Source organism: Cupriavidus sp. IK-TO18 (assembly GCF_015549295.1).
Lineage (GTDB): Bacteria > Pseudomonadota > Gammaproteobacteria > Burkholderiales > Burkholderiaceae > Cupriavidus > Cupriavidus oxalaticus_A.
Genome location: NZ_JADGMP010000029.1, coordinates 112,903 through 135,789 on the forward strand (window position 1 = coordinate 112,903; position 22,887 = coordinate 135,789).

A 22,887-nucleotide genomic window follows, 5' to 3' on the forward strand; every position below is an offset into this window, starting at 1 on the left:
CGGGGTACTGCAATGAGAGCCGGCTCAAATCGCCGCAGTGCCTCGTCGACGACTCAAATCAGTCCCAGATCACCGGCCCGCCCCCCTGGAAACACCTGTTCCAGCCGCCCCGCATCCAAGCCGTACAACCGCTGGAGCAGCCCGCCCAGCACCGCCCGATACTCATTGCGCACCGGCCAGTCCCGGTCCTGGTTCAGCGCCGCGCGCTCCACCGCGACCTGCTCGCCCGCGATGCGCCCGCCGCGCACCGCGCCGCCGGCCACCCAATAGACGGTGCCATGGCCATGGTCGGTGCCGCGGGTGCCGTTCTCGCGGAACGTGCGGCCGAACTCCGACAGCACCACCACCGTGGTATTGCCCCACGCCGGCCCCATACCGTCGGCGAAGGCCGACAGGCCGCGGCCGAGGTTGTCGAGCAGGCCGGCGAGCTGGCCCTGCGCCGCGCCCTGGTTGACGTGGGTATCCCAGCCGCCGACGTCGATAAAGCCGAGGTTGAAGCGCTCGCGCATCAGCCCCGCCATGCGCCGCGCCTCGATTTCGAAGCCGCGCGCGCTGAGCGAGCGGCGGTTGGCGGCCTGCATCTCCTGCTGGCGCGCGGCCATGTTGCTGCCACCTGCCATGTCCCCTGCGGCCGCCTCGGCCTGTCGCGCAACCGCCTGGCGCAGCTCGAAGCCTTCGTCGATCAGCGACTCGAAGCGCGTGCCGCGGTACATCTGCGCCAGCATCTGTTCCTGGCGCGCGTCGAACGGGGTGCGGCCGCTGCCCTTGAGCGAGACGTTGGGCACGCCGCGCGGCCCCGCCAGCACCAGTGGCAGGCCATCGGTGAAGGCCACCGGCGCGGCCTGGCCGCCCATCGCCTGCGCCAGGCGGTTGAGAAAGCCGCTGCCGCGCAGCGCGGCGAGCTGGCTGCGGTTGTGGTCGCGTGGATCGTCGCCCGCGCCCGGCAGCCCTGCCTCGATGGTGTCCTGCGTCTCGAAGTGGCTGCGCGACAAGTCATGCGTGCCGGCAAACGGCACGAAGGCCAGCTGCCCGCGCTGCCACAGCGGCAGCATGGCCGGCGCCAGTGCCGGGTGCATCGCCCAGCCGCCGATGCCGCGCGCGGCGCTGTCGGCGGCAAAGGCCGGCGCCAGCGCGACGGCGGCGCCGGGGTCGGGGTCCGCTCCGGCGGCGGGCGGTCGCCGGATCGCGATATTGGGGCGCGCCGCGTAATAGAAGTCGCTGCCGGCCGGCACCAGCACGCTGGCGGCGTCATAGCCGCCGCGCAGGAACACCAGCAGGAAGCGGGCGTCGGCCTGCGCCGGCAGCGCGTAGACGCGCGACACCGTGGCGGGCAGCGCCCACGCCAGCGCGGTGGCGCCCATCGTGCCGAGCCATTGTCTGCGTCGCATGGCGAGCTCCTTCCTTTCCCGTGCGCGTCAGCGCTGCATCCATTCGGGCGAGCTGAGCAGCACGGTATTCCACTCCGCCTGCGAGGCCGCCTGCGCCAGCGCCGCGCGCGTTGCCGGGCCAAGCGTGGCTTCGATGCCGTCGTAGTAGAGCTTGTTGCCGATCACCGGGAAGCGCGCCCCGCGCGGCGTGCCCGCATCGCCGGCGAACAATCCGGCCGGTCCCGAGCCGATTGCGCGCGCAATCTCGAAGCGCCGCACCATCTGCCCGGAACTGGCCCAGGCGCTCTCCGCCGCGGGATAGCCGTCGGGTGTCACATGGCCATACAGCGGCTCGCCCAGCTGGTTCGGCCAGTTCAGCACCGGGCGCAGGTTGGCGACCGGCCGGCCTTCGTAGGCCAGCCGCAGCGACGACACCACGTAGACCACCGGATCCTTGAACTTGCGCGGGGAAGAAGCCGGCAGCCGGTCCAGCTCGGGCGCCAGCAGCATGGTGCGCAGCACCGCGGCGATATTGCCATCGGTGTGCGCGAAGGTCTGGGCCATGCGGTCGACCAGTGCGGGCGGCGGGTTGTCGGCGATGAAATAAGCGGCCAGCCTGGCACTGATAAATCGCGCCGTGGCCGGCTCGCGCGACAGGATCGCCACCGCGCGCTCGACCTCGGCAAACCCGGCCGGCTCGATGCGCTGGCCCAGCAGCGTCTTGGCGCCGAAGTCATGCCGCGCCGGATTGAACTCGAACGCGCCGTCGCTGCGGTACAGCGCCGCGCGCGCGGGCGGCAGCCGCGGCGGCGTGCCGCGCAGGTTGACGCCGACGCCGGTCAGCACGCGCGCCAGTTCCTGCACGTCCTGCTGGGTGTAGCGCGAGCCGCTGGGGCCGCCCGCCACGCCCAGCGTATGCAACTCCATCAGCTCGCGCGCGTAGTTCTCGTTGATGCGGTTGGCGCTGCTTTGCGCGTTGTCGAGGTAGAGCAGCATCGCCGGCGCGGTGACGGTGGCCATCAGCAGGTCCCGGAAGCGGCCCAGGGCATGGGGGCGGATCGCGCGTTCCTCATAGTCGGGCAGCAGCCAGCGCACCTGCCCCTTGCCCGAATAGACATTGAAGTGGTTCATCCAGAACCACGTCATCTGCTCGCGCAGTTGCGCCGGCGAGTACAGCGCCCGCAGCAGGTGGCGCCGCGCGGTATCGGCCACCAGCTCGCGGCCTTTTTCGTTCAGGGCCTGGCGGGCCTGCTGCTTGCTGTCTGCGTCGGCCAGCGCGTCGATGCGCTCGCGCGCCTGCCGCGCAGCCAGCAGCGGCGTGCCGGGGTCGCCTTGCAGGGCCGGCAGCGCGGCGATGGCGGCCCCAAGTTCGGGCGGATCCGCCAGCGGCATGGCGAGCTGGCGCTCCAGATAGGCTGTGCGTCCCAGTCGGCGCAGCTCGGCCAGGCTGGCCTGGTCGGCGCCGAAGCTGACGGTATTGAGCCAGCGCAGGTCGGTCGCGCTGTCGCTGCCGGCGTCCGGCATCTGGGCACAGGCGCCTGCGCAGGCGGCCAGCACCACCGCTGCGCCGGCGCGCCAGGCGGCCAGCCGCCGCGGCATCCTGCCATGTCCCGCCTGTTGCGCCGCATCCATGCCCGCCTCCTTGTCATGCCCACTGTCAATGTTACGGGGCAAGCGCGTTTCCGTTGACATGGGCGCTTGGCGGGCGGCTGCCTTGCACGATCGGCAGCGCTGATCGGTACGTGCGCGCGGTAAGGTCGCGGCGACCAGCCCTATTGCCCGCTCATCTTCCTGCGGAATTCTTCGGCCGTGCCGATCTGCCGAAACAGGGGTCCGCCTGGCGCGAACCTGTCCGCGCTGGCCAGCGGCCCCACCACCACCGGCTCGAACCCCGCGTCGCGCACCAGCCGCGCCGCCACCTGCAGCGCCGCCTCGTCGTCACCGGCGATCGGCACGGCGATCAGGCCGCCGGGCCGGTGATGTTCATTGGCAAAGTTGGTCGCGCCCATGAAGTTGAACGCCCTCACCACGCGCGCGCCGCGCAGGTATTTCGCCGTGGTGATGCCAATGCCGTTGCGCTGCGCTTCGTCGGCAATCGCGCCGTCGCGCTGGGCGAAGGCATTGGTGGCATCCAGCACGATCTTGCCCGACCATGCCCCGGCATTCTCCTGGCTTAGCTGCGGCAAGGCGCTGTACGGGGTGGCGAGAAACAGCACGTCGGCAAAGGCGATTGCCTCGGCGACCGTTCCCGCCCGCGCCAGCGGGCCAAGGCCGTCGACCAGCGGCTTGAGCGCTTCAGGATGCCGCGACGAGAACAGGACCGGGTGCCCCGCCTTGACCCAGAGGCCGCCGATGGTGCCGCCAATGCGCCCGGAGCCGATCACGCCGATGCGCCCCGGACCCGCGTCGCTGGCGGCAGCCGGCTTCCGGGCACAGGCGCTCAACGGCGGCAAGCTCAGCGCCACCATGGCCATTGCCCCCGTTCGCAGCATGCGGCGACGTTCGGGATTGAAGACATTGGCCGGCTCTTGCATCGCGCGCTCCCAGGATGATTGCTTGCCCGCGCGGCCACCATGCGCATCTCCTGCCGCACACCGGCCGCCCAACGAACTCTAGGCGAAAAAATGGCTTGCCGGGCCATCGCGCTTGGCACTGCCTGCGCGCTGGACTAGATTAGGTAGCATTTGCGCCACGCCACGAAGTCTGCGTTACAGCCGCCCGCGCGATGCGGCGCGAGAGGGGAAAGGGGACCCCCATGGTCCACGCCCGACCCCGTTGCCAGGCTTGCATCGAGCCACAGGCTTTTCCCGCCAATCCAGACAGTCACCGACGGCGAGGAGGAATCGCCATGCTCTCGCATCTGTTACGCCGTACGCCATGCAGCTTCGCGGCCGCCTTGCTTGCGCTGGCGTGCCCGCTCGTAGCCCACGCGGCGCAGGCCTACGTATCGACCGAAGGCGGCGGTATCGCAGTCATCGACCTGGAGCGGCTCGAAGCCGTCGCCAGTCTGCCGGCGGGTGGCAAGGGCCCGCGCGGGCTGGGCGTGACCGCCGATGGCAAATACCTGCTGGCGGCCAACAAGGACACCGGCGACGTGTCGGTGATCGAACTGGCCACCGGCCAGCCGGTCCGGCGCGTGCCGATCGGGCAGAACCCGGAGTTCGTGCGCATGGCGGGCGACCAGGCCTTCGTCACGTTCGAACCGGGCGAGCGCTCCGGCCCGCCCGGCGCCGCGCCGACGCCGCCCGCAAAGGGCAAGGGCACTGACGACAAGCCGCTGCCGGCTAAAATCGCCGTGATCGACCTGAAAGACTGGCGTGTGAGCCGGACCATCCGCAGCGGGCTGGAAACCGAAGGGATCGAGTTCTCGCGCGATGGCAAGCTGCTGCTGGTCACCAACGAAGGCGACGACACCGTCACGGTCTACGAAAAAGCCAGCGGCAGGCAAGTGAAGCTGCTGCCGATGCCGGCCGGCTCGCGCCCGCGCGGGATCAAGGCAAGCCCCGACGGCGCCCGCTACGTGGTGACGCTGGAAAACACCAACGCCTTCGTGGTGCTCGACGCCACGGACTTCCGCGTGCAGCGCACCGTGCCGACGCGCACCGGTCCCTACGGCGTGGCGTTCGATCGCGCCGGCGCGCGGCTGTTCGTCGCCGCGTCGCGCGCCGACTCCCTGCAGGTGTTCGATGCGCAGACCTTCGCACTACTGACCGAGATCCCGGTCGGCAAGCGCTGCTGGCATTTCAGCTTCACGCCGGACGATGCGCGGCTGCTGGTGGCGTGCGGCCGCTCCAATGCGGTCCTGGTCTTCGACGCGCGCACCTACAAGCCGGTGAAGCAGTTCGACGGGCTGCCGCTGAGCTGGGGCATCGTGACCTTTCCGAAAAGCGTGGGTTCGATCGATTCGCCGTAAGCGGCGCGGCGTCATTTCACCGGCGCCGCCGCGGTAGGGCTGCCCGACAGGATCGACACCACGTTCTTCGCGCCAGCCTGCTCGGCAATCTCGCGTGCGGTCAGCCCACGGTCATCGCGCAACGAGGCATCGGCGCCACGTGCAATCAGCAGTTGCACGACCTCGCTCTTGTCATAGCCGGCCGCCCACATCAGTGCCGTCAGCCCATGCGCATAGCGCGCGTTGCTGTCGACGCCGGCGTCCAGCAACTGCTTCACCACCACCGTGCGACCCTCTCCCGCTGCATAGATCATGGCGGTCTTGCTGACGCGGTCGGTGGCGTTCAGTTCGGCGGCCATCCTGGTCGACGTGCGCGATGAAAAGGGCCAGATGACCCCGGGCGTCATCCACGGCGGCAAGACCGGGCACGTCTACGTGCATGATCGCCGCGATGGCCGCCTGATCCGCTATTCGCAGGCGATGATCCCGCAGGAGAACATGTGGACCCTGCCCACCCCGCAAGGCGCGCGCATGCTGCCGGGCGCAAACGGCTGCGTGGAATGGGCGCCCAACGCCGTGCAACGTACCGACACGGTGTTGCGCAACAAGCATTTACCACAGCAGGCATAGCAATTTTTCTTAAATTTTTACGGCAATTCAGCAACAAATTCCCCCGTGATCTTATTAACCTGCCCGCTATTTTCCGTTTGCGGCCAGGCCTCTTGTTGGACATTTCCTGACGGCGGCTACCTCACCGGCGCACGCGGATTGCGCGGTGTGGCGTATTGCCGGCTCGGCGCAGGCCCGTAGCGAACGCGAAGATATGCCGCTCCCCGCCAGCCCCACAAGGGCCGGCGCGGCCATTCTGATCACACGGAGACAACGAGACATGAGTGCAAGCGCAGAGCATCTGCAACGCGGCCTGGGCGAACGCCACATCCGCCTGATGGCGCTGGGTTCGGCCATCGGCGTGGGCCTGTTCCTGGGCGCCGGCAGCGCCATCAAGATGGCCGGCCCCGCCATCATGCTGGCCTACCTGATCGGCGGCGCGATGATCTTCCTGATCATGCGCGCGCTGGGCGAGATGGCCGTGCACAACCCCGTGGCCGGCTCCTTCTGCCGCTACGCGCAGGACCACATGGGCCCGCTGGCGGGCTACCTGACCGGCTGGAACTACTGGTTCCTGTGGCTGGTGACCTGCGTGGCGGAGATCACCGCGGTGGCCATCTACATGGGCATGTGGTTCCCCGACGTGCCGCGCTGGATCTGGGCGCTGGCCGCGCTGGCCGCGATGGGCTCGGTCAACCTGATGGCGGTCAAGGCCTACGGCGAGTTCGAGTTCTGGTTCGCCATGATCAAGATCGTCACCATCGTGCTGATGCTGTTCGGCGGCGGCGCGATGATCGTGTTCGGCTTCGGCAACGGCGGCGTCGCCACCGGCATCTCCAACCTGTGGGCGCATGGCGGCTTCATGCCCAATGGCGCCTCGGGCGTGCTGATGTCGCTGCAGATGGTGATGTTTGCCTACCTGGGCGTGGAGATGATCGGCCTGACCGCCGGCGAGGCGCGCAACCCGAAGAAGTCGATCCCGGACGCGATCAACTCGGTGTTCTGGCGCATCCTGATCTTCTACGTGGGCGCGCTGTTCGTGATCCTGTCGCTGTACCCGTGGAGCGAGATCGGCGCGCAGGGCAGCCCGTTCGTGCTGACCTTCGAGCGCCTGGGCATCAAGACCGCCGCCGGCATCATCAACTTCGTGGTGCTGACCGCGGCGCTGTCGTCGTGCAACGGCGGCATCTTCAGCACCGGGCGCATGCTGTACAACCTGGCGCTGCAGGGCCAGGCGCCGGCGGCCTTCGCCAGGGTAGACCGCAACGGCGTGCCGCGCCGCGCGCTGCTGGTGTCGATCGCCGCGCTGCTGTTCGGCGTGCTGCTCAACTACCTGGTGCCGGAAAAGGTGTTCGTCTGGGTGACCGCGATCTCCACCTTCGGCGCGGTCTGGACCTGGGCCATCATCCTGGTCACGCAGATCAACTTCCGCCGCGGCCTGTCGGCGGCCGAGCGCAAGGCGCTGGCCTTCCGCATGCCGTTCTGGCCGTATGGTTCATACATCGCGCTGGCGTTCCTGGCGCTGGTGGTGGCGCTGATGGCCTACTTCCCGGAAACGCGCGTGGCGCTGTACGTGGGCCCGGGCTGGCTGGTGCTGCTGACAATCTGCTACTACGCGCTGGACATGCGCTCGCGCGGGCCGGTCAGCTACCGCGCCTGAACGAGCGCGAGTGCGCGCGAGGTGCGCGTGACAGCGCACCTCGCTACAATGGCCCCGGGCAATCCATTGCCAGGGGGCCGAATGTCCGAGACGCCTGACACCTGCGCCGCACCGCGCCAACCACGCCGCCTCGCCGCCAAGGCGTGCCGGCGCGCCACTTGCTGAAATCGCCATGGATATCGCGCTGGCGCTGTCGCTGCTGACGCTGGCGATCTGGTGCGGGCTGCTGTGGCTGCGCGCCGGCTTCTGGCGCGTGCACAAGCCGGCCGCCGCACCGGCGCCGGCGCAATGGCCGGACGTGGTCGCCATCATCCCGGCCCGCGACGAGTCCGCGGTGATCGCGCGCGCGGTCGCGGGCGTGCTCGGCCAGCGCTATCCGGGGCAGCTCTCGCTGGTGGTGGTCGATGACCACAGCCAGGACGGCACCGCCGATCTCGCCCGCGCCGCTGCCGCGACGACCGCGCGTCCGCAAGCGCTTGCGGTGTCCGGCGCGCGCGAGCTGCCGCCCGGCTGGAGCGGCAAGGTCTGGGCCCAGTCCGAGGGGCTGGCCGAAGCCGACCGCATCGCTGCGCGCGCCCGCTATGTCTGGCTGACCGATGCCGACATCTGGCATGGCCCCGGCGTGCTGGCATCGCTGGTGGCGCGCGCGGAGCACGAGCGGCGCGACCTGGTCTCGCTGATGGTGCGGCTGCGCTGCGAATCGGCGTGGGAGCGGCTGGTCGTGCCCGCGTTTGTCTTTTTCTTTGCCAAGCTCTACCCGTTCGCGCGCGTGCGCGACCCGCGCTCGCGCGTGGCCGCGGCGGCGGGCGGCTGCATGCTGGCCCGGCGCGCGGCGCTGGCGCGCATCGGCGGCTTTGCCGCGATCCGCGGCGAGCTGATCGACGACTGCAGCCTGGCGGCGCGCATCAAGCCCGGCGGCGCGATCCGGCTGGACCTGGCCGACGACAGCCTGTCGCTGCGTCCCTATGACGACTGGCGCAGCCTGTGGGACATGATCGCGCGCAGCGCCTATACGCAGTTGCGCTATTCGCCGCTGCTGCTGGCGGGCGCGGTGGCCGGCATGGCCCTGACCTACCTGGCGCCGCCGCTGCTGGCGCTGGCCGGCGGCTGGCGGCTGTGGCCGGCGTGGCTGGCATGGGGCGCGATGGCGTTTGCCTACCTGCCGATGCTGCGCGAGTACCGCCAGCCGGCATGGCTGGCGCCGCTGCTGCCGGTGACGGCGCTGTTCTACCTCGGCGCCACCATCGACTCGGCGCGGCGCTACTGGCTGCGCCGCGGCGGGCAGTGGAAGGGGCGGGCACAGGCGCCGGTGCGGTCCTGAGGCGCAGCACTCACCCGCTCACCTGCCGCTCACCTGCCGCTCATTTGCCAAGATATCCCTGCGTGCGGAACCATGCCAGCGCATCGCGCAGCCCTTCGCGGTAAGCGCGCGGCGCATAGCCCAACTGCTGGCGCGCCTTGGCCGACGTGAAGAACATCCGGTAGCGCGACATATTGAGCCCGTCGACGGTAATGAGCGGCTCCTTACCGGTCACCCGCGCCGCCGCTTCCGCCGCACGCGCCAGCGGATACAGCGGCCAGCGCGGCAGTTGCATGGTGGGCGGACGCCGGCCGCACAGCTCGGCGATATCGCGCAGCATCTGCTGCAGCATCACGTCGTCACCGCCGAGGATGTAGCGCTCGCCGGTGCGGCCGCGCTCCAGTGCCAGGAAATGGCCCTCGGCGACGTCGTCCACATGCGCCAGGTTCAGCCCGGTATCTACGAAGGCCGGGATCTTGCCGGTCGCCGCCTCGACGATGATGCGGCCGGTCGGCGTGGGCCGGACGTCGCGCGGCCCGATCGGCGTCGACGGGTTGACGATCACCGCGGGCAGGCCATGCTCGGCCACCAGCCGTTCGACCACGCGCTCGGCCAGCACCTTGCTGCGCTTGTAGGCGCCGATGGCCTCGTGCGGGTGCATCGGCGCGGTCTCGTCCACCGGCGCCTGCGCGCCGGCGACGCGCAGCGTGGCAACGCTGCTGGTATAGACCACGCGCTCGACGCCGGCGCGCTGCGCGGCTTCCATTACCGCCAGCGTGCCATCGACGTTGGTGCGCACGATATCCTCCGGATCGGGCGCCCACAGCCGGTAATCGGCGGCAACGTGGAACAGGTAGCGCACGCCCTGCAGCGCGGCGGCCACGGCGGCGGCGTCGCGCATGTCGCCCTCGGCCACCGTCACCGGCAGGCCGGCCAGGTTGGTGCGCGGGCTCTGCGGGCGCACCAGCACGCGCACGCTGAAACCCTGCGCCAGGGCCTGCCGCACTATCGCCGACCCGAGGAAACCCGAGGCTCCTGTCACCAGCACGTCATCGTTTCTCGTCATAAAGCCGTTTTCCCGGTGTGGTACAAGCGCCGCAAAGGCGGCGGGCCGCGCTCGCCGTCCGGCCCGCCGGGTCGCGAGGCTGCCAGACAAAGCGCGCGTGTCGGGTATATAGTAACCATCGTGCGACGGAAATGTGATCCTGATGAATCTCCGGTGCGGCGCCGGCCTGTGGATCGCAAATCCGGCCATCCCAATTGCTGAAACCCGTTGCAAAGGGTCTGGGGGTCTACTTTATGCAGGTGATTCTGGCTCAGCCCCGCGGCTTCTGTGCCGGCGTGGTGCGCGCGATCGAGATCGTCGACCGCGCCCTCGTCAAGCACGGCGCGCCGGTGTTCGTGCGGCATGAGATTGTGCATAACAAGCACGTAGTAGAGGGGTTGAAAGAAAAAGGCGCGCGTTTTGTCGAAGAACTCGACGAAGTTCCGACCGGCGCCGTGACCATCTTCAGCGCGCACGGCGTTTCCCGCGCGGTCGTCGCCGATGCCAGCCAGCGCCAGCTGCATGCCATCGACGCCACCTGCCCGCTGGTGATCAAGGTCCATACCCAGGGCCGCCAGTACGCTGCCAGCGGCCGCACCGTGATCCTGATCGGCCATGCCGGCCATCCCGAGGTGGAAGGCACCATGGGCCAGATCCCGGGCAAGGTGATCCTGGTGCAGAACGAGGCCGAGGTCGAGCAGCTGGACCTGCCGCCCGAAACGCCGGTGGCCTACGTCACGCAGACCACGCTGAGCGTTGACGACACCCGCAATATCATCGCCGCGCTGGCCCGCCGCTTCAGCAACCTGGTCGGCCCCGATACGCGCGACATCTGCTACGCCACGCAAAACCGCCAGAGCGCCGTGCGCGACCTGTGCAAGCTGGCCGACGTCATCCTGGTGATCGGCGCGACCAACAGCTCCAACTCCAACCGCCTGCGCGAGATCGGCACCGAAAGCGGCGTGCCCAGCTACCTGATCGCCGACGGCAGCGAGCTGGACCCGGCCTGGGTGCGCGACGCCAACGTGGTCGGCATCACCGCCGGCGCCTCGGCGCCCGAGGAAATGGTCGAGGACGTGATCGCCGCGTTGCGCAAGCTGGGCCCGGTCGAGGTCACCACCATGGCAGGGCGCGAGGAGCATGCCGAATTCCGCCTGCCCGCCGAACTGGCCGAGGTCAGGCCATCCGCCGTGCCGCGCAAGGCTGGCAAGGCCGCCGCCCGCGCCGAAGCCGACACCGCGCCTGCCGCTGCCGGCACCAGCGAGAATATCGCCGGCTGAACCCAACCAGAGGAAGCTGCCTTGGCCATCCCGCTCCTGCAGGTTGCCCGCGTGGGCGCCTACATCGTCGGCAAGCATCTGTCGCGGCAAAAACGGTATCCGCTCGCGCTGATGCTAGAGCCGCTGTTCCGCTGCAACCTGGCCTGCTCGGGCTGCGGCAAGATCGACTACCCCGATCCCATCCTGAACCAGCGCCTGTCGGTGCAGGAATGCCTGGACGCGGTCGACGAATGCGGCGCGCCGGTGGTCTCGATCGCCGGCGGCGAACCGCTGTTGCACAAGGACATGCCGGAGATCGTGCAGGGCATCATCGCCCGGCGCCGCTTTGTCTACCTGTGCACCAACGCGCTGCTGATGGAGAAGAAGCTGGACCAGTACCAGCCCAGCCCTTATTTCATCTGGTCGGTGCACCTGGACGGCGACCGCGAGATGCACGACCGCTCGGTGTGCCAGGAAGGCGTCTACGACCGCGCGGTGGCGGCGATCCGGCAGGCCAAGGAACGCGGCTTCCGCGTCAATATCAACTGCACGCTGTTCAACGATGCCGAGCCCGAGCGCGTGGCCAGTTTCTTCGACTCGGTCAAGGCGCTGGGGGTGGACGGCATCACCGTGTCGCCGGGCTATGCCTATGAGCGCGCGCCCGACCAGCAGCATTTCCTGAACCGCGGCAAGACCCGGCAACTGTTCCGCGACATCCTCGGCCGCGGCCGCGCGGGCAAGAACTGGGCCTTCAGCCAGTCGACGCTGTTCCTGGACTTCCTGGCGGGCAACCAGACTTACCATTGCACGCCGTGGGGCAACCCGGCGCGCACGGTGTTCGGCTGGCAGCGGCCGTGCTACCTGGTCGGCGAGGGCTATGCCAAGACCTTCCGCGAGCTGATGGACGAGACCGACTGGGACGCCTACGGCACCGGCAACTACGAGAAGTGCGCCGACTGCATGGTGCACAGCGGCTACGAGGCCACCGCGGTGGCGGATACCTTCGCCCACCCGCTCAAGGCGCTGGGCGTGAGCCTGCGCGGGGTGCGCACCAGCGGGCCGATGGCGCCCGATATTGCGCTGGACCGGCAGCGGCCGGCGGAGTACGTATTCTCGCGCCACGTCGAGATCAAGCTCGAGGAAATCCAGCGCGCGAAGCCGCCCGCCAATCAGGGCCGGCAGGCGGCCAAGGCCGAAGGCGCAGCCACGCACTGATCCCGGAACCGTGCCATGCTCGCCGCCAGCCTGACCGGCGCTGCGCTGACCTGCGTGTCGGCGGGCTTGCGCTGGCCGCGGCGTCGGTGGCGCGCCGTCGAAGCGCGCGCGCCGGCTGCCGTCATTGCGCGTGAGCCTGCACGTGGTATTGGCTGACGGGCCCGCCACGCTGCCGCGCGCGGATCCCGGCGCTGGTCGATGCGCAGGGCCGCTTCGGCTCGGCCATGGCGCTGGACGGCTGCCGCTTCTTCTTCCTGCCGCATGTGCGGCGCCAGCTGGCCGCCGAGATCCGCGCGCAGTTCGACGCCTTCGCCGCGACCGGGCTGCCGCTGGACCATGTCAACACGCACAAGCATTTCCACCTGCACCCGACCGTGCTGGCCCTGATCCTGCAACCGCCGCCACAACGAACTGGTGAGCGCCGTGTTGTGGCAGCTCGCGGGGCTGGTCACCGGCACGCTGGAAGTGTGGTTTGCGCTGATGCTGCTGGGCCACCCGGTGCAGTTCTGGCATGCGCTGGCGATCGAGGCGCTGACGCAGGCCGCGCGCAACGTCGCGTTCTTCGTGCCAGTGGGGCTCGGCGTGCAGGAAGCGGTGGTGATGCTGCTGGGGCAGGCGCTGGGGATGGATGCGCAGGTCGGCTGGCGCTGGCGCTGGTCAAGCGCGCGCGCGAGGTGCTGTTCGGCGTGCCGGCGCTGCTGTCGTGGCAGTGGGTGGAGCTGCGGCGCTGGCGCCGCAGCCGCGCGCGCGAGGCGGGAAAAGCCTAGTCGGCGTTCTGCCGGGCGTTGTGCGTGGTCAGGTAGCTCACCAGTCCGTCCACGCCGCCGCGCGCGACGATATCGGCGAACTGCTTGCGATACACCTCGATCAGCCACGCGCCCATCATGTTGATGTCATAGATGCGCCAGCCGGCGGCGGTGCGCTGCAGCCGGTAGTCGATCTGCATCTCGTCGGCATTGTTGATCACGCGCGTCTGCACCACCACGTCGGAGGCGTCGCTGCCGGCTTTGGACGGCTGGTAGCGGAACTTGACGTTCTGCTCGCGCAGCTGCGCCAGCGATACGGCGTAGCTGCGCACCAGCAGCGTCTCGAACTGCTCGTAGAGCTGCTTCTGCTGCTCGGGCGTCGCGCTGCGCCAGGCGCTGCCGACCGCCAGCCGCGTGGTGCGCCGGAAATCGGCATAAGGCAGGAATTGCTTGCGCACGACCGCGGTGATCTTGGCGAGGTCGCCGGCGCGCGTGTCGGGGTTGGACTGGATCGTGCCGACCACGCCTTCGACCGCCGTCTGCACCAGCTTCTCGGGGCTGGCGCCGGGCTGGACCGCCTGGGCGTGCGCCGTTGCAACCATGACCACCGCCGCAAGCGGCACCAGGGGGAGCAAACCGTAACTCTTCATGATCTCGTGCAGGAAGGACAGGGTGGCCGCGCGTGTGGCGCATGGCTGTCAGGCGCGGTTGGCAAGTGTGCGGCCAGTATAAGCGGAACACTCCTGCGCTGCTCCGCCCCGTATGCCGCATATGCCACGCCGCCAGCCGATATACTCGCGGTTCGTGCTCCTTCCGGATCCGCCCATGCTGACTACGCTGCTGACACGCATCGTCCGGCTCGCCACGGCCTGGCCCTGGCGGGTCATCATGCTGGCGGCATTGCTGAGCGCTGCGAGCGGCGTCTACGTCGCGCACAACTTCGCGATCAACACCGACATCGGCCGCCTGCTCGAATCGGACGCGCCGTGGGCACAGCGCAATGCCGCCATCAATGCCGCCTTCCCGCAGCGCGGCCAGCTGCTCCTGGCGGTGGTCCAGGCGCCAGCCGCGGAGCTGGCAGATGCCGCCGCCGATGCGCTGGCCGAGGCATTGCGCCGCCAGCCGGCGCGCTTCACCGCCGTCGTCCAGCCTGGCGGGGGAGCGTTCTTCGCACGCAACGGGCTGCTGTTCGCCAGTTCCGACGAAGTCCGCCAGCTGTCGCAGCAACTCGTGCAGGCGCGCCCGCTGGTCAGCGCGCTGGCGCACGACCCCACGCTGCGTGGCCTCTCCGATACCCTCACCACCACGCTGACGCTGCCGTTGCAGTTGGGCCAGGTCAAGCTTGGCGACATGGCCAAGCTGCTCGGCAGCAGCGCACAGGCACTGGACCAGGTGCTGGCCGGCAGGCCCGCGGCGCTGTCGTGGGCCGGACTGGTCGAAGACAGCCTCAAGCCCGGCCCCGGCGGCCATGCCTACAGCTACGTCGCCGTGAGCCCGGTGCTCGACTACAGCGACCTGCAGGCCGGCGCCGCGGCCTCGCGCGCGATCCGGCAGGCGGCCGCCGACCTGCAGCTGGCGCAGCGCTACCAGGCGACGGTGCGGCTGACCGGCCCGCAGGCGCTCGCCGACGATGAATTTGCCTCGGTCAGCGACGGCGCCGCGCTCAACGGCATGCTGACCGTACTGGTGGTGGTGCTGATCCTGTGGCTGGCGCTGCGTTCGGCGCGGCTGATCGTGGCCGTGCTGGCAAGCCTGTTCGCCGGGCTGGTGATCACTGCGGCGCTGGGACTGGCCATGGTGGGCGCGCTGAACATGATCTCGGTGGCGTTCGCGGTGCTGTTCGTCGGCCTCGGCGTGGACTTCGGCATCCAGTTCGGGGTGCGCTACCGCGCCGAGCGCCATGACCGCGACCACGCGGTCGAGGCGCTGGGAATGGCCGCGCACGCGGTCGGCGCGCCGCTTGCGCTGGCCGCGGCCGCGACCGCGGCGGCGTTCTTCTGCTTCCTGCCGACCGATTACCGCGGCGTGGCCGAGCTGGGCCTGATCGCCGGCGTCGGCATGATGATCGCGTTCGCCACCACCTTCACGCTGCTGCCGGCGCTGGTCTGCGTGCTGCGGCCCGGCGGCGAAGCCGAGGCGCCCGGCTTTGCCTGGCTGGCGCCGGCGGACCTGTTCTTCGAGCGCTACCGCAAGCCGGTGCTGCTGGTGACGCTGCTGGCCATCCTCGCCGGCGCGCCGCTGCTGCCGGGCCTGCGTTTCGATTTCGATCCGCTGCACCTGAAGGACCCGCAGTCCGAATCGATGGCGACGCTGCTGGCGCTGAAGGACGCGCCGCAGGCCGGCACCGAAAACGTGAGCGTGCTGGCGCCGTCGCTGCAGGCGGCGCGCGACAGCGCCGCCCGGCTCGCGGCCCTGCCCGAGGTGGCGCGCGCTGTCACGCTGCAGAGCTTTATCCCGGAAGACCAGCCGCCCAAGCTGCAGGCGATCGCGCAGGCGTCGGCCGCGCTGATGCCGGCGCTCACGCAGCCCACCGCCACGCCCGCGAACGACACCGCCCGCGTCAATGCGCTGCGCAACGCGGCGCGCCAGCTCGCCATCGCCGCCGACGAGCATCCCGGCCCCGGCGCGGCCGAAGCCGCGCACCTGTCGGCCACGCTGAAGAAACTCGCCGGCGCCAACGCGGCCACGCGCGACCGCGCCGAGCGCGCGATCGCGCTGCCGCTGCAGCTGGCGCTGGCCCGGCTCAGGCTCGCGCTCAGCCCGCGCCCGGTCAGCCGCGAGACACTGCCGCCTGAACTGGTGCGCGACTGGGTCACGCCCGATGGCCGCGCGCTGGTCACCATCAGCCCGAAGTTGCCGCCGGCCGGCAGCGCGCAGCGAGAGGCCGCGCTGGACCGCTTTATCGCCGCGGTGCAGCGCGCCGAGCCTGCCGCCACCGGCGGGCCCATCGCCGTGCGCGGCTCGGCCAACACCATCATGACGGCATTCGGGCAGGCCGGCGCCTGGGCGGTGCTGTCGATCACGCTGCTGCTGTGGATCACGCTGCGCCGCTTCGGCGACGTGCTGCGCACGCTGGTGCCGCTGCTGGTGTCGGCCATCGTCACGCTGGAGCTGTGCGTGCTGTTCGGCATTGCGCTGAACTTTGCCAACGTGATCGCGCTGCCGCTGCTGCTGGGCATCGGCGTGGCCTTCAAGATCTATTACGTGATCGCCTGGCGGCACGGCAAGACCAAGCTGCTGCAATCGAGCCTGACGCATGCGGTGCTGTACAGCGCCGCCACCACCGCCACCGCCTTCGGCAGCCTGTGGCTGTCGCACCATCCCGGCACCGCCAGCATGGGCAAGCTGCTGGCGCTGGCACTGGTATGCACGCTGGTGGGCGCGGTGTTCTTCCAGCCGATCCTGATGGGCCGCCCGCGCGAAGAGGCGCAGCCCGGCCACGACAAAACCGCCGCGCCTTCGCCCTGAGCCGTCCCGACTTCCCGCACCTTTTTCGTACGATGCCTTTCCGCACCCGCCCGCGCGCGCCTGCCATTTCCCTTGCCGCCATCGCCGCCGCGGCCCTGCTCGCCGGCTGCGCCACCGGCCCGCAGGCCAACCCCGACGATCCGCTCGAACCGATGAACCGCGCCGTGTTCAAGGTCAACGACAAGCTCGACCAGTACGTGGCCAAGCCGGTCGCGCAGGGCTACAAGGCGGTCACGCCGGAGCCCGTTCGCACCGCCGTCACCAACTTCTTCTCGAATCTCGCCGACGTCGGCAACTTTGCCAACAACCTGCTGCAGGGCAAGGGCGTGGCGGCGGCCGAAAGCTTTATGCGGGTCGCGGTCAATTCCGTGCTCGGGCTGGGCGGGCTGATCGATATCGCCACGCCGGCCGGGCTGGAAAAGCGTTCGCAGGATTTCGGCCTGACGCTGGGCACGTGGGGCGTGCCGTCGGGGCCCTACCTGGTGCTGCCGTTGTTCGGTCCGAGTTCATTCCGCGACGGCGTGGGCCTGTATGTGAATTTCCAGTTCGATCCCATCACCTATGCCGAACCGGCGGTACGGAATTCGCTGTTTGCCGCCAACGTGGTCGACGTGCGCACCAACCTGCTGGGCGCGACCGACCTGCTGTCGCTGGCGGCGCTGGACAAGTATGCGTTCGTGCGTGACGCGTACCTGCAGCGCAGGCGCTACCTGCTGGGGGAAAACACGGCGCTGCCCGACTATGGCGACGAGGACGACCTGGACAACGCGGACAACGCGAGCGGCAAGGGCGACAACCAGGACAACAAGGACAGCAAGGACAGCAAGCCTGCCGCGCCGGCCGCTGCGCCGACGCCGACGCAGCCGGTGGCGCCGCGCTGAGGCGGCGCCTGCGCCCGGATCAGCTGCCGATACCGAGCAGCACCACCTCGAACGTCAGCGTCGCGTTCGGCGGAATCGTGCCCGGCACGCCGCGCGCGCCATAGGCGGTCGAGGCCGGGCAGGTCAATTTGGCCTTGCCGCCCACCTGCATCGCCTGCACGCCTTCGGTCCAGCACGGGATCACGCGGTTGAGCGGGAACGAAATCGGCTGGCCGCGCTTGTACGAGCTGTCGAACTCGGTGCCGTCGGCGAGCGTGCCGCGGTAGTGGACCTGTACCGTGTCGGTGTCCTTGGGCGAGGCGCCGGTGCCCTTGACCAGGTGCTGGATGGTCATGCCCGAAGGCAGCGCCTGCGGCGCCGCGGGGGCGGCGGGGGCGGCCGGGGTGGATGCAGCCGGCCCCGCCGCCATGGCAGAGGCAGCGGCGCAGGCCAGAGTCAGGGATCCGACAAAAAGCGCGAGAGTTTTCATGGGAAAGGCCATCGTGTTGTCGTGATTGGGATGCGGCAGTGTAACTTAGGCGGGCATCCCCTCGGCGTGCCAGCGCCCGATGGAGCACAGGCGGGTTGCGCCATGCGGCGTATGCGGCGTATGCGCCGGATTGCGACACAGGGCCCGTTGCATGCCCCGTTTTGCGGTCTACGATGATTCTGACAGTCCCGGCGCGGCCGGGCCGCACGGAGGATGCCATGGCATTGACGGACTCAAGGGATCTCGCGGTCACCACCCAAAACGCCCGCTCGGTCGAGCTGTACGAGACGGCATTGCGACTGCTGAACGGCTACTACGGCGACCCGCTCGGCGTCATCGACGCCGCGCTCGACGCCGATCCCGGCTTCGCCATGGGCCATGCCTTGCGCGCCGGCCTGATGCTGACCGCCGGCGACGGCACCGCCGAGCCCATGCTGCGCGACAGCGTGGAAGCCGGCGAGGCGCTGGGCGGGCTGAACGAGCGCGAGCAGCGCCACCTGGCCGCGGCGCGCGCGTGGCTGGACGGCGAGTTTGAGCGCTCGCTGCGGCTGTACGGCGATATCGTGGTCGACTATCCGCGCGACCTGCTGGCGATCCAGGTGGCGCACCTGGGCGACTTCCTGCTGGGGCAGTCGTCGATGCTGCGCGACCGCATCTCGCAGGTGCTCCCGCACTGGGACGAAGGCATGCCGGGCTACGGCTACCTGCTCGGCATGCATGCGTTCGGGCTGGAAGAAACCCAGCTCTACGGCCGCGCCGAGGAAAGCGGCCGGCGCGCGCTGGAACTGAACCCGCGCGACCCGTGGGCGGTGCACGCGGTGGCGCACGTGATGGAGATGCAGGGGCGGCTCGACGACGGCATCGCCTGGCTGAATGCACGCCGCGACGACTGGTCCGAGGACAACATGCTGGCCGTGCACAACTGGTGGCACCTGGCATTGTTCCAGCTCGAAGCGGGCAACACCGACGACGTGCTGGCACTGTACGACCACGAGATCAGCCGCCCGGCGCCGGCGATCGCGCTGGACCTGGTGGATGCCTCCGCGCTGCTGTGGCGGCTGCGCCTGCGTGGCGTCGACGTAGGCACGCGCTGGCAGCCCGTGGCGGACGACTGGCTGGGCCGCGGCGCGGCCGGATACTACGCCTTCAACGACGTCCACGCCGTGATGGCGAGCCTGGGCGCGCACCGGCCGGCGGCCGTCGACCAGTTGCGGGCCGCGCTCGAGCGCGCCGCGCTGGGCAACGGCACCAACGCCATGATGGCGCGTGACGTGGGACTCCCCGTTGCCGATGCGCTGATCGCGTTCGAGCAGGGCGACTACACCGGGGCGATCGACCTGCTGCTGCCGGTGCGGCTGATCGCCCATCGCTTCGGCGGCAGCCATGCGCAGCGCGACGTGATCGGCCTGACGCTGCTCGAGTCGGCACTGCGTGCCGGCCGCCGCAACCTGGCGATTGCGCTGACTGCCGAGCGTGCCGCGCTCAGGCCCGTGAGCCCGAGCCTGCACCGGCTGGTGCAGCGCGCGGACAGCTGCCGGCCATGATGTGGCCCCATAAAGCGGACCCGCGAGGCGGCCCAGCGCCGCCTATACTGCACCTGACCGCACCTGGCCGCACCCGAGCGCCCCCGACCCAGCACCTGACCGGAGACCGCCCCATGCCGAACCGCTTCCGCTCGCTGATGCTCGCCGCCAGCGCCACGCTGGCGCTGGCCGCTGTACCCGCCCTGGCCCACCACGGCTGGTCGACCTACGACGAGACCAAGCCCCTGACGCTGACCGGCAAGATCGTCGAGAGCCACTACGAGAACCCGCACGCGCATATCCGCATCGATGCGGGCGGCAAGCGCTGGCTGGCGATCCTTGCGCCGGTGTCGCGCATGGAAGCGCGCGGCGCCACCGCCGACAAGGTCGCCGTGGGCCGCGAGGTCACGCTGGTCGGCTACGCCAGCAAGGACAAGGCCGACGAGCTGCGCGCCGAGCGCATCACCGTGGACGGCAAGACCGTCGAGCTGCGCTGAGCCGCCACGCGCGCCATGGCGGCACTGCTGGCGCAATGGAGCGAATGGGCCGCCGGGCTGGCACGGCTGCCGTTCGCTGCCGCGTTGCGCTCCTCCCCGTGGGCCTACCCGGCGGTGGAAATCGTCCATCTCGCCGGCATGGCGCTGCTGTTCGGCTCCATCGTCGTGGTTGACATGCGCCTGGCCGGGCTCGGGCGCCGGCTGCCGGTCAGCCTGCTGCTGCGCCATGCACTGCCGTTCACGGTAGCGGCCTTTATCGCCGTCGCCGCCAGCGGCGTGCTGCTGTTCATGGCGCACGCGGACGAACTGGCCACCAATCCCGCCTTCCTGGCCAAGCTGTGCCTGGTCGCGCTGGCGCTGCTCAACGTCGCGTGGTTCCACACCGTGCCGTACCGGCGGCTGCATGACAGCCGGCTTGGCTGGGACGTTGAGCGCGCGCCGCCGGCCGGCGCGCGCATCAGTGCCATCGTGTCGGTGGTGATGTGGGTGCTGGTGATCTGTGCCGGACGCCTGATCGCCTACGTCTGAGGGGACGCACCGCGCGCCGGCTGAATCAGCTCATTGCGGGCGACAGCGTGCCCAGAGCCGCGACCAGCGCCAGCACCGCCGTGCCCGCAGCCGCTTCCAGCGCCACGCTGCGCCGCAGCGCGCGCGCCGCCATGGCGGCCTGGCCCGTGCGCAAGGCCTGCGCCAGCCGCGGGGCGTGGCGGAAGCGGTTGGCCGCGGCCAGCGCCAGCATCGCCATGAACAACGCGAGCTTGGCGGCCAGCAAGCCACCGTATGCGGTGGCCGAGAAGTCCGGCAGCGCGGCACCGACGATGAAGCCGTAGTTCAGTACGCCGGTCAGCACCAGCGTGACGACAATGCCGGTGCCGAGTCGGGCGAAGCCGTTGGCCGTGCGGCTGAGCAGCGACAGCGCGGCGGGATCGGATCCGGGCCGTGCCCGCGACAGCAGCACGAAGGCGGCCAGCGCACCGGCCCACGCACCCGCGGCAAGCAAGTGCGCCGCATCGGCGGCCAGGTGCACGTAATGGCCAATCCCCTCGCTCATCGCGCCGTGGCCGGCCCAGGGCTGCGCTGCCAGCGCCACCGCCGACAGCGTCGCCAGCGATACGGCCTGCGCCACGGGCCGCGCGCGCAGCACCAGCACGGCGGGCAGGCACAGCACCAGCGCTGCCACGCGCACCGACCAGGCGAGGCCGTACGCCGTGCCGGTCAGGATCATGGCGAAGACCTCGCGGTCCAATGCGGCATACGACGCCGCGCCGCTCATCGTCCTGGCCATCACCACCAGCCCGGCCAGCGACAGCACGATGCCGGCCAGTGCGCAACCGAGCGCAATGACACGGCACTGCGTGGCGAAGCGCGCACCGTGTTCATCGCGCCGCAGCGCAGCCAGGCAGAACAGCGGCAGGCCGAACGCCAGGCCCAGGACGACATAGAGCGCCAGGCGCAGCACCACGGCGAGCCAGTCCATCGCTCGCGATCACTTGACGGTGAAGGAGAAATTGCCGGTGACGGGATGCGTGTCGGCCGACACGGCGCGCCATTCGACACGGTAGCTGCCCGCGGGCAGCGGCTGCGCCGGCGTGATCACCATGGCCTTGGGGTCGCTGCTGGCGGACACCCTGACGGCCATCTTCATCGGCGCATGGCTGGCCATGCCGGGCATGCCGGTCATCACCAGGTTGGCGCCGGAAAACTGCGTAACGAGGTCTTCCGAGAAGGTCAGCTCGATCTTCTGCGGCGCGGCCACCTCGGCCTTGTCGGCGGGCGAGGACGTGACCAGCCTGGGATGCGCAAGGGCTGCGCTGCTGGCCAGCGCGGCGGCCGCGGCGGCAATGGTCGCGATCAGGGGGCGCTTGATTCGCATGGCTGTGCTCCGTATTGGTAGTAAGAAAGAAAAATGGCGGCCGCTCAGAACCACATGCGCACGCCGGCCACGAAGCGCGTCTCGCCGGCGCGGCCGCCGGAGGTACGGATCATGTCCGCCGTGTTGCCGAAGGCCTGGTAGCGCTCGACGCCGATATACGGCGCGAACTGCCGGCTGATCTCATAGCGCAGGCGCACGCCCACGGTGCCGCTGGACAGGCCGCTGCCGATGCCGGTCTCGGGGTCGTTCTTGCCGTACAGGTTCGCTTCGATACGCGGCTGCAGGATCAGGCGCTGCGTCAGCAGCAGCTCGTACTCGGCGGCAAGCCGCAACGCAGTGCGGCCGCTGGTGCCGAGGTAGGCGGTGGCGTCGACCTCGAACCAGTACGGCGCCAGCCCCTGGATGCCGAATGCCAGCCAGTTGCGCGCGGGCCGGCCGCTGCCGGCATCGTTGCGCAGGCCCAGCTGGGTATCCCAGTAGGTGGCCACGGCATGGCCCCACAGCAGTTCGGTGCGGGCGTCATGCATCTTTCCCTTGGCGGCCTCGCCTTCGGCCTTCAGCACGAGCTTGTCGTAGCTGTTGCCGAACCACGCCTGCGCCTCGTAGGCCGCGGCGTTTTCGCCGCTGGCGTGCGCCCACTCCAGTCGGTCGACCAGCACGGAAGCGAACAGGTGCTCGTCGGCCATCACCAGCTGGCGCTTGTCGCCCAGCGCGTACTTGCCGACGCCGAGCTGGTAGCCGCCGGAATACGCGTTCGGATCGCGCGCATCGGGCGGGGCGCTGCCGCCCTGCATCTTCATGTCGCCGTGATCCATCGCGCCGGATTGCTGCATCGGCTGCATCGGCTGCATCGGCTGCATCGGCTGCATCGGCTGCATGGGTTCCATGGGCTGCATCGGCTGCACCGGCTGCATCGGCTCCATGCCTTGCATCGGGGAAGTGTCCTGCGCCGGCACACCATGGCCCTGGTGGCCCGCGTGCGGATCCTGCGCCGACGCGGCGCCCATCGCGGCCAATGCCAGCACGGCGGCCACGACATGGGTGGCTGGCCTGGCCAGCGAACGGGAAGCCTTCTTCATTGCC

The 22,887-nt window shown here is 69.9% G+C and carries 19 protein-coding genes and 4 pseudogenes; 13 read left to right on the plus strand and 10 right to left on the minus strand.

Features of this window, described 5'->3' with window-relative positions; translation table 11 throughout:
* Positions 1-53: 53 nt before the first annotated feature.
* The 3 genes from IPF36_RS20980 to IPF36_RS20990 all read right to left on the minus strand — a co-directional run bounded on the left by IPF36_RS20980 (position 54) and on the right by IPF36_RS20990 (position 3,901).
* Entirely contained in the window at positions 54-1,388 is a 1,335-nt protein-coding gene (locus IPF36_RS20980; protein WP_195429972.1) for a DUF1501 domain-containing protein, read from the minus strand.
* 27 nt (positions 1,389-1,415) lie between these two features.
* A complete protein-coding gene (locus tag IPF36_RS20985) occupies positions 1,416-2,999 on the minus strand; it encodes a DUF1800 domain-containing protein (protein ID WP_195429974.1) in 1,584 nt (527 codons plus the stop codon).
* Between the two features lie 140 nt (positions 3,000-3,139).
* Complete coding sequence (locus tag IPF36_RS20990) at positions 3,140-3,901, minus strand: NADPH-dependent F420 reductase (RefSeq protein ID WP_195429976.1); 762 nt, start codon at positions 3,899-3,901, stop codon at positions 3,140-3,142.
* A gap of 314 nt (positions 3,902-4,215) precedes the next feature.
* Here IPF36_RS20990 and IPF36_RS20995 point away from each other — a divergent pair, with 314 nt between their 5' ends.
* Positions 4,216-5,280 (plus strand): beta-propeller fold lactonase family protein, encoded by a 1,065-nt coding sequence (locus tag IPF36_RS20995; RefSeq protein ID WP_195429979.1) that lies wholly within the window; start codon positions 4,216-4,218, stop codon positions 5,278-5,280.
* Between the two features lie 11 nt (positions 5,281-5,291).
* On the opposite strand, the pseudogene IPF36_RS21000 reads toward IPF36_RS20995, so the two are convergent.
* A pseudogene (locus IPF36_RS21000) lies at positions 5,292-5,612 on the minus strand (ankyrin repeat domain-containing protein); the annotation flags it as partial.
* A gap of 4 nt (positions 5,613-5,616) precedes the next feature.
* Here IPF36_RS21000 and IPF36_RS21005 point away from each other — a divergent pair.
* From IPF36_RS21005 to IPF36_RS21015, 3 genes and pseudogenes are all read left to right on the plus strand, one after another.
* A pseudogene (locus IPF36_RS21005) lies at positions 5,617-5,829 on the plus strand (quinonprotein alcohol dehydrogenase); the annotation flags it as partial.
* Positions 5,830-6,148: 319 nt separating this feature from the next.
* Positions 6,149-7,528, plus strand: coding sequence for an amino acid permease (locus IPF36_RS21010; protein ID WP_195429981.1), 1,380 nt, complete (start codon positions 6,149-6,151; stop codon positions 7,526-7,528).
* A 172-nt stretch (positions 7,529-7,700) separates the two neighbouring features.
* Complete coding sequence (locus IPF36_RS21015) at positions 7,701-8,849, plus strand: glycosyltransferase (RefSeq protein WP_195429983.1); 1,149 nt, start codon at positions 7,701-7,703, stop codon at positions 8,847-8,849.
* 40 nt (positions 8,850-8,889) lie between these two features.
* On the opposite strand, the gene hpnA is transcribed toward IPF36_RS21015, so the two are convergent.
* The gene (hpnA, locus tag IPF36_RS21020) at positions 8,890-9,894 is read right to left on the minus strand and encodes a hopanoid-associated sugar epimerase (protein WP_195429985.1); all 1,005 of its coding nucleotides are present in this window, start codon (positions 9,892-9,894) and stop codon (positions 8,890-8,892) included.
* Positions 9,895-10,127: 233 nt separating this feature from the next.
* On the opposite strand from hpnA, the gene ispH reads away from it, so the two are divergent.
* From ispH to IPF36_RS21040, 4 genes and pseudogenes are all read left to right on the plus strand, one after another.
* A complete protein-coding gene (ispH, locus tag IPF36_RS21025; protein ID WP_195429987.1) occupies positions 10,128-11,153 on the plus strand; it encodes a 4-hydroxy-3-methylbut-2-enyl diphosphate reductase in 1,026 nt (341 codons plus the stop codon).
* A gap of 21 nt (positions 11,154-11,174) precedes the next feature.
* On the plus strand, positions 11,175-12,347 hold the full coding sequence (hpnH, locus tag IPF36_RS21030; protein WP_133095862.1) for an adenosyl-hopene transferase HpnH: 1,173 nt from the start codon (positions 11,175-11,177) through the stop codon (positions 12,345-12,347).
* A gap of 100 nt (positions 12,348-12,447) precedes the next feature.
* A pseudogene (locus IPF36_RS21035) lies at positions 12,448-12,739 on the plus strand (ChbG/HpnK family deacetylase); the annotation flags it as partial.
* Between the two features lie 37 nt (positions 12,740-12,776).
* A pseudogene (locus IPF36_RS21040) lies at positions 12,777-13,114 on the plus strand (hypothetical protein); the annotation flags it as partial.
* Here IPF36_RS21040 and IPF36_RS21045 read toward each other — a convergent pair.
* Complete coding sequence (locus IPF36_RS21045) at positions 13,111-13,743, minus strand: phospholipid-binding protein MlaC (protein WP_135703154.1); 633 nt, start codon at positions 13,741-13,743, stop codon at positions 13,111-13,113. The pseudogene IPF36_RS21040 and the gene IPF36_RS21045 overlap by 4 nt on opposite strands.
* A 175-nt stretch (positions 13,744-13,918) precedes the next feature.
* On the opposite strand from IPF36_RS21045, the gene IPF36_RS21050 reads away from it, so the two are divergent.
* Together IPF36_RS21050 and IPF36_RS21055 are read left to right on the plus strand one after the other, a co-directional pair.
* The gene (locus tag IPF36_RS21050; RefSeq protein WP_195429989.1) at positions 13,919-16,561 is read left to right on the plus strand and encodes an MMPL family transporter; all 2,643 of its coding nucleotides are present in this window, start codon (positions 13,919-13,921) and stop codon (positions 16,559-16,561) included.
* Between the two features lie 32 nt (positions 16,562-16,593).
* Positions 16,594-17,442, plus strand: a complete 849-nt coding sequence (locus IPF36_RS21055) for a VacJ family lipoprotein (protein WP_135703156.1) — start codon at positions 16,594-16,596, stop codon at positions 17,440-17,442.
* 19 nt (positions 17,443-17,461) lie between these two features.
* Here the strand turns inward: IPF36_RS21055 and IPF36_RS21060 are convergent, their stop codons facing one another.
* Complete coding sequence (locus IPF36_RS21060; RefSeq protein ID WP_133095866.1) at positions 17,462-17,911, minus strand: FKBP-type peptidyl-prolyl cis-trans isomerase; 450 nt, start codon at positions 17,909-17,911, stop codon at positions 17,462-17,464.
* Positions 17,912-18,129: 218 nt separating this feature from the next.
* Here IPF36_RS21060 and IPF36_RS21065 point away from each other — a divergent pair, with 218 nt between their 5' ends.
* The 3 genes from IPF36_RS21065 to IPF36_RS21075 all read left to right on the plus strand — a co-directional run bounded on the left by IPF36_RS21065 (position 18,130) and on the right by IPF36_RS21075 (position 20,459).
* On the plus strand, positions 18,130-19,455 hold the full coding sequence (locus tag IPF36_RS21065) for a tetratricopeptide repeat protein (RefSeq protein WP_133095867.1): 1,326 nt from the start codon (positions 18,130-18,132) through the stop codon (positions 19,453-19,455).
* Between the two features lie 113 nt (positions 19,456-19,568).
* Positions 19,569-19,931, plus strand: coding sequence for a DUF6152 family protein (locus IPF36_RS21070; RefSeq protein ID WP_133095868.1), 363 nt, complete (start codon positions 19,569-19,571; stop codon positions 19,929-19,931).
* A gap of 15 nt (positions 19,932-19,946) precedes the next feature.
* Entirely contained in the window at positions 19,947-20,459 is a 513-nt protein-coding gene (locus IPF36_RS21075; protein ID WP_133095869.1) for a DUF6644 family protein, read from the plus strand.
* Between the two features lie 25 nt (positions 20,460-20,484).
* Here IPF36_RS21075 and copD read toward each other — a convergent pair whose 3' ends face one another.
* Genes copD through IPF36_RS21090 form a run of 3 tightly spaced genes read right to left on the minus strand, consistent with a single transcriptional unit; the run spans position 20,485 to position 22,883 of the window.
* Positions 20,485-21,408, minus strand: coding sequence for a copper homeostasis membrane protein CopD (copD, locus tag IPF36_RS21080; RefSeq protein ID WP_135703158.1), 924 nt, complete (start codon positions 21,406-21,408; stop codon positions 20,485-20,487).
* A 9-nt stretch (positions 21,409-21,417) separates the two neighbouring features.
* Complete coding sequence (copC, locus tag IPF36_RS21085; protein WP_133095871.1) at positions 21,418-21,804, minus strand: copper homeostasis periplasmic binding protein CopC; 387 nt, start codon at positions 21,802-21,804, stop codon at positions 21,418-21,420.
* A 44-nt stretch (positions 21,805-21,848) separates the two neighbouring features.
* Positions 21,849-22,883, minus strand: a complete 1,035-nt coding sequence (locus IPF36_RS21090) for a copper resistance protein B (RefSeq protein ID WP_195429991.1) — start codon at positions 22,881-22,883, stop codon at positions 21,849-21,851.
* Between the last annotated feature and the right edge of the window lie 4 nt (positions 22,884-22,887).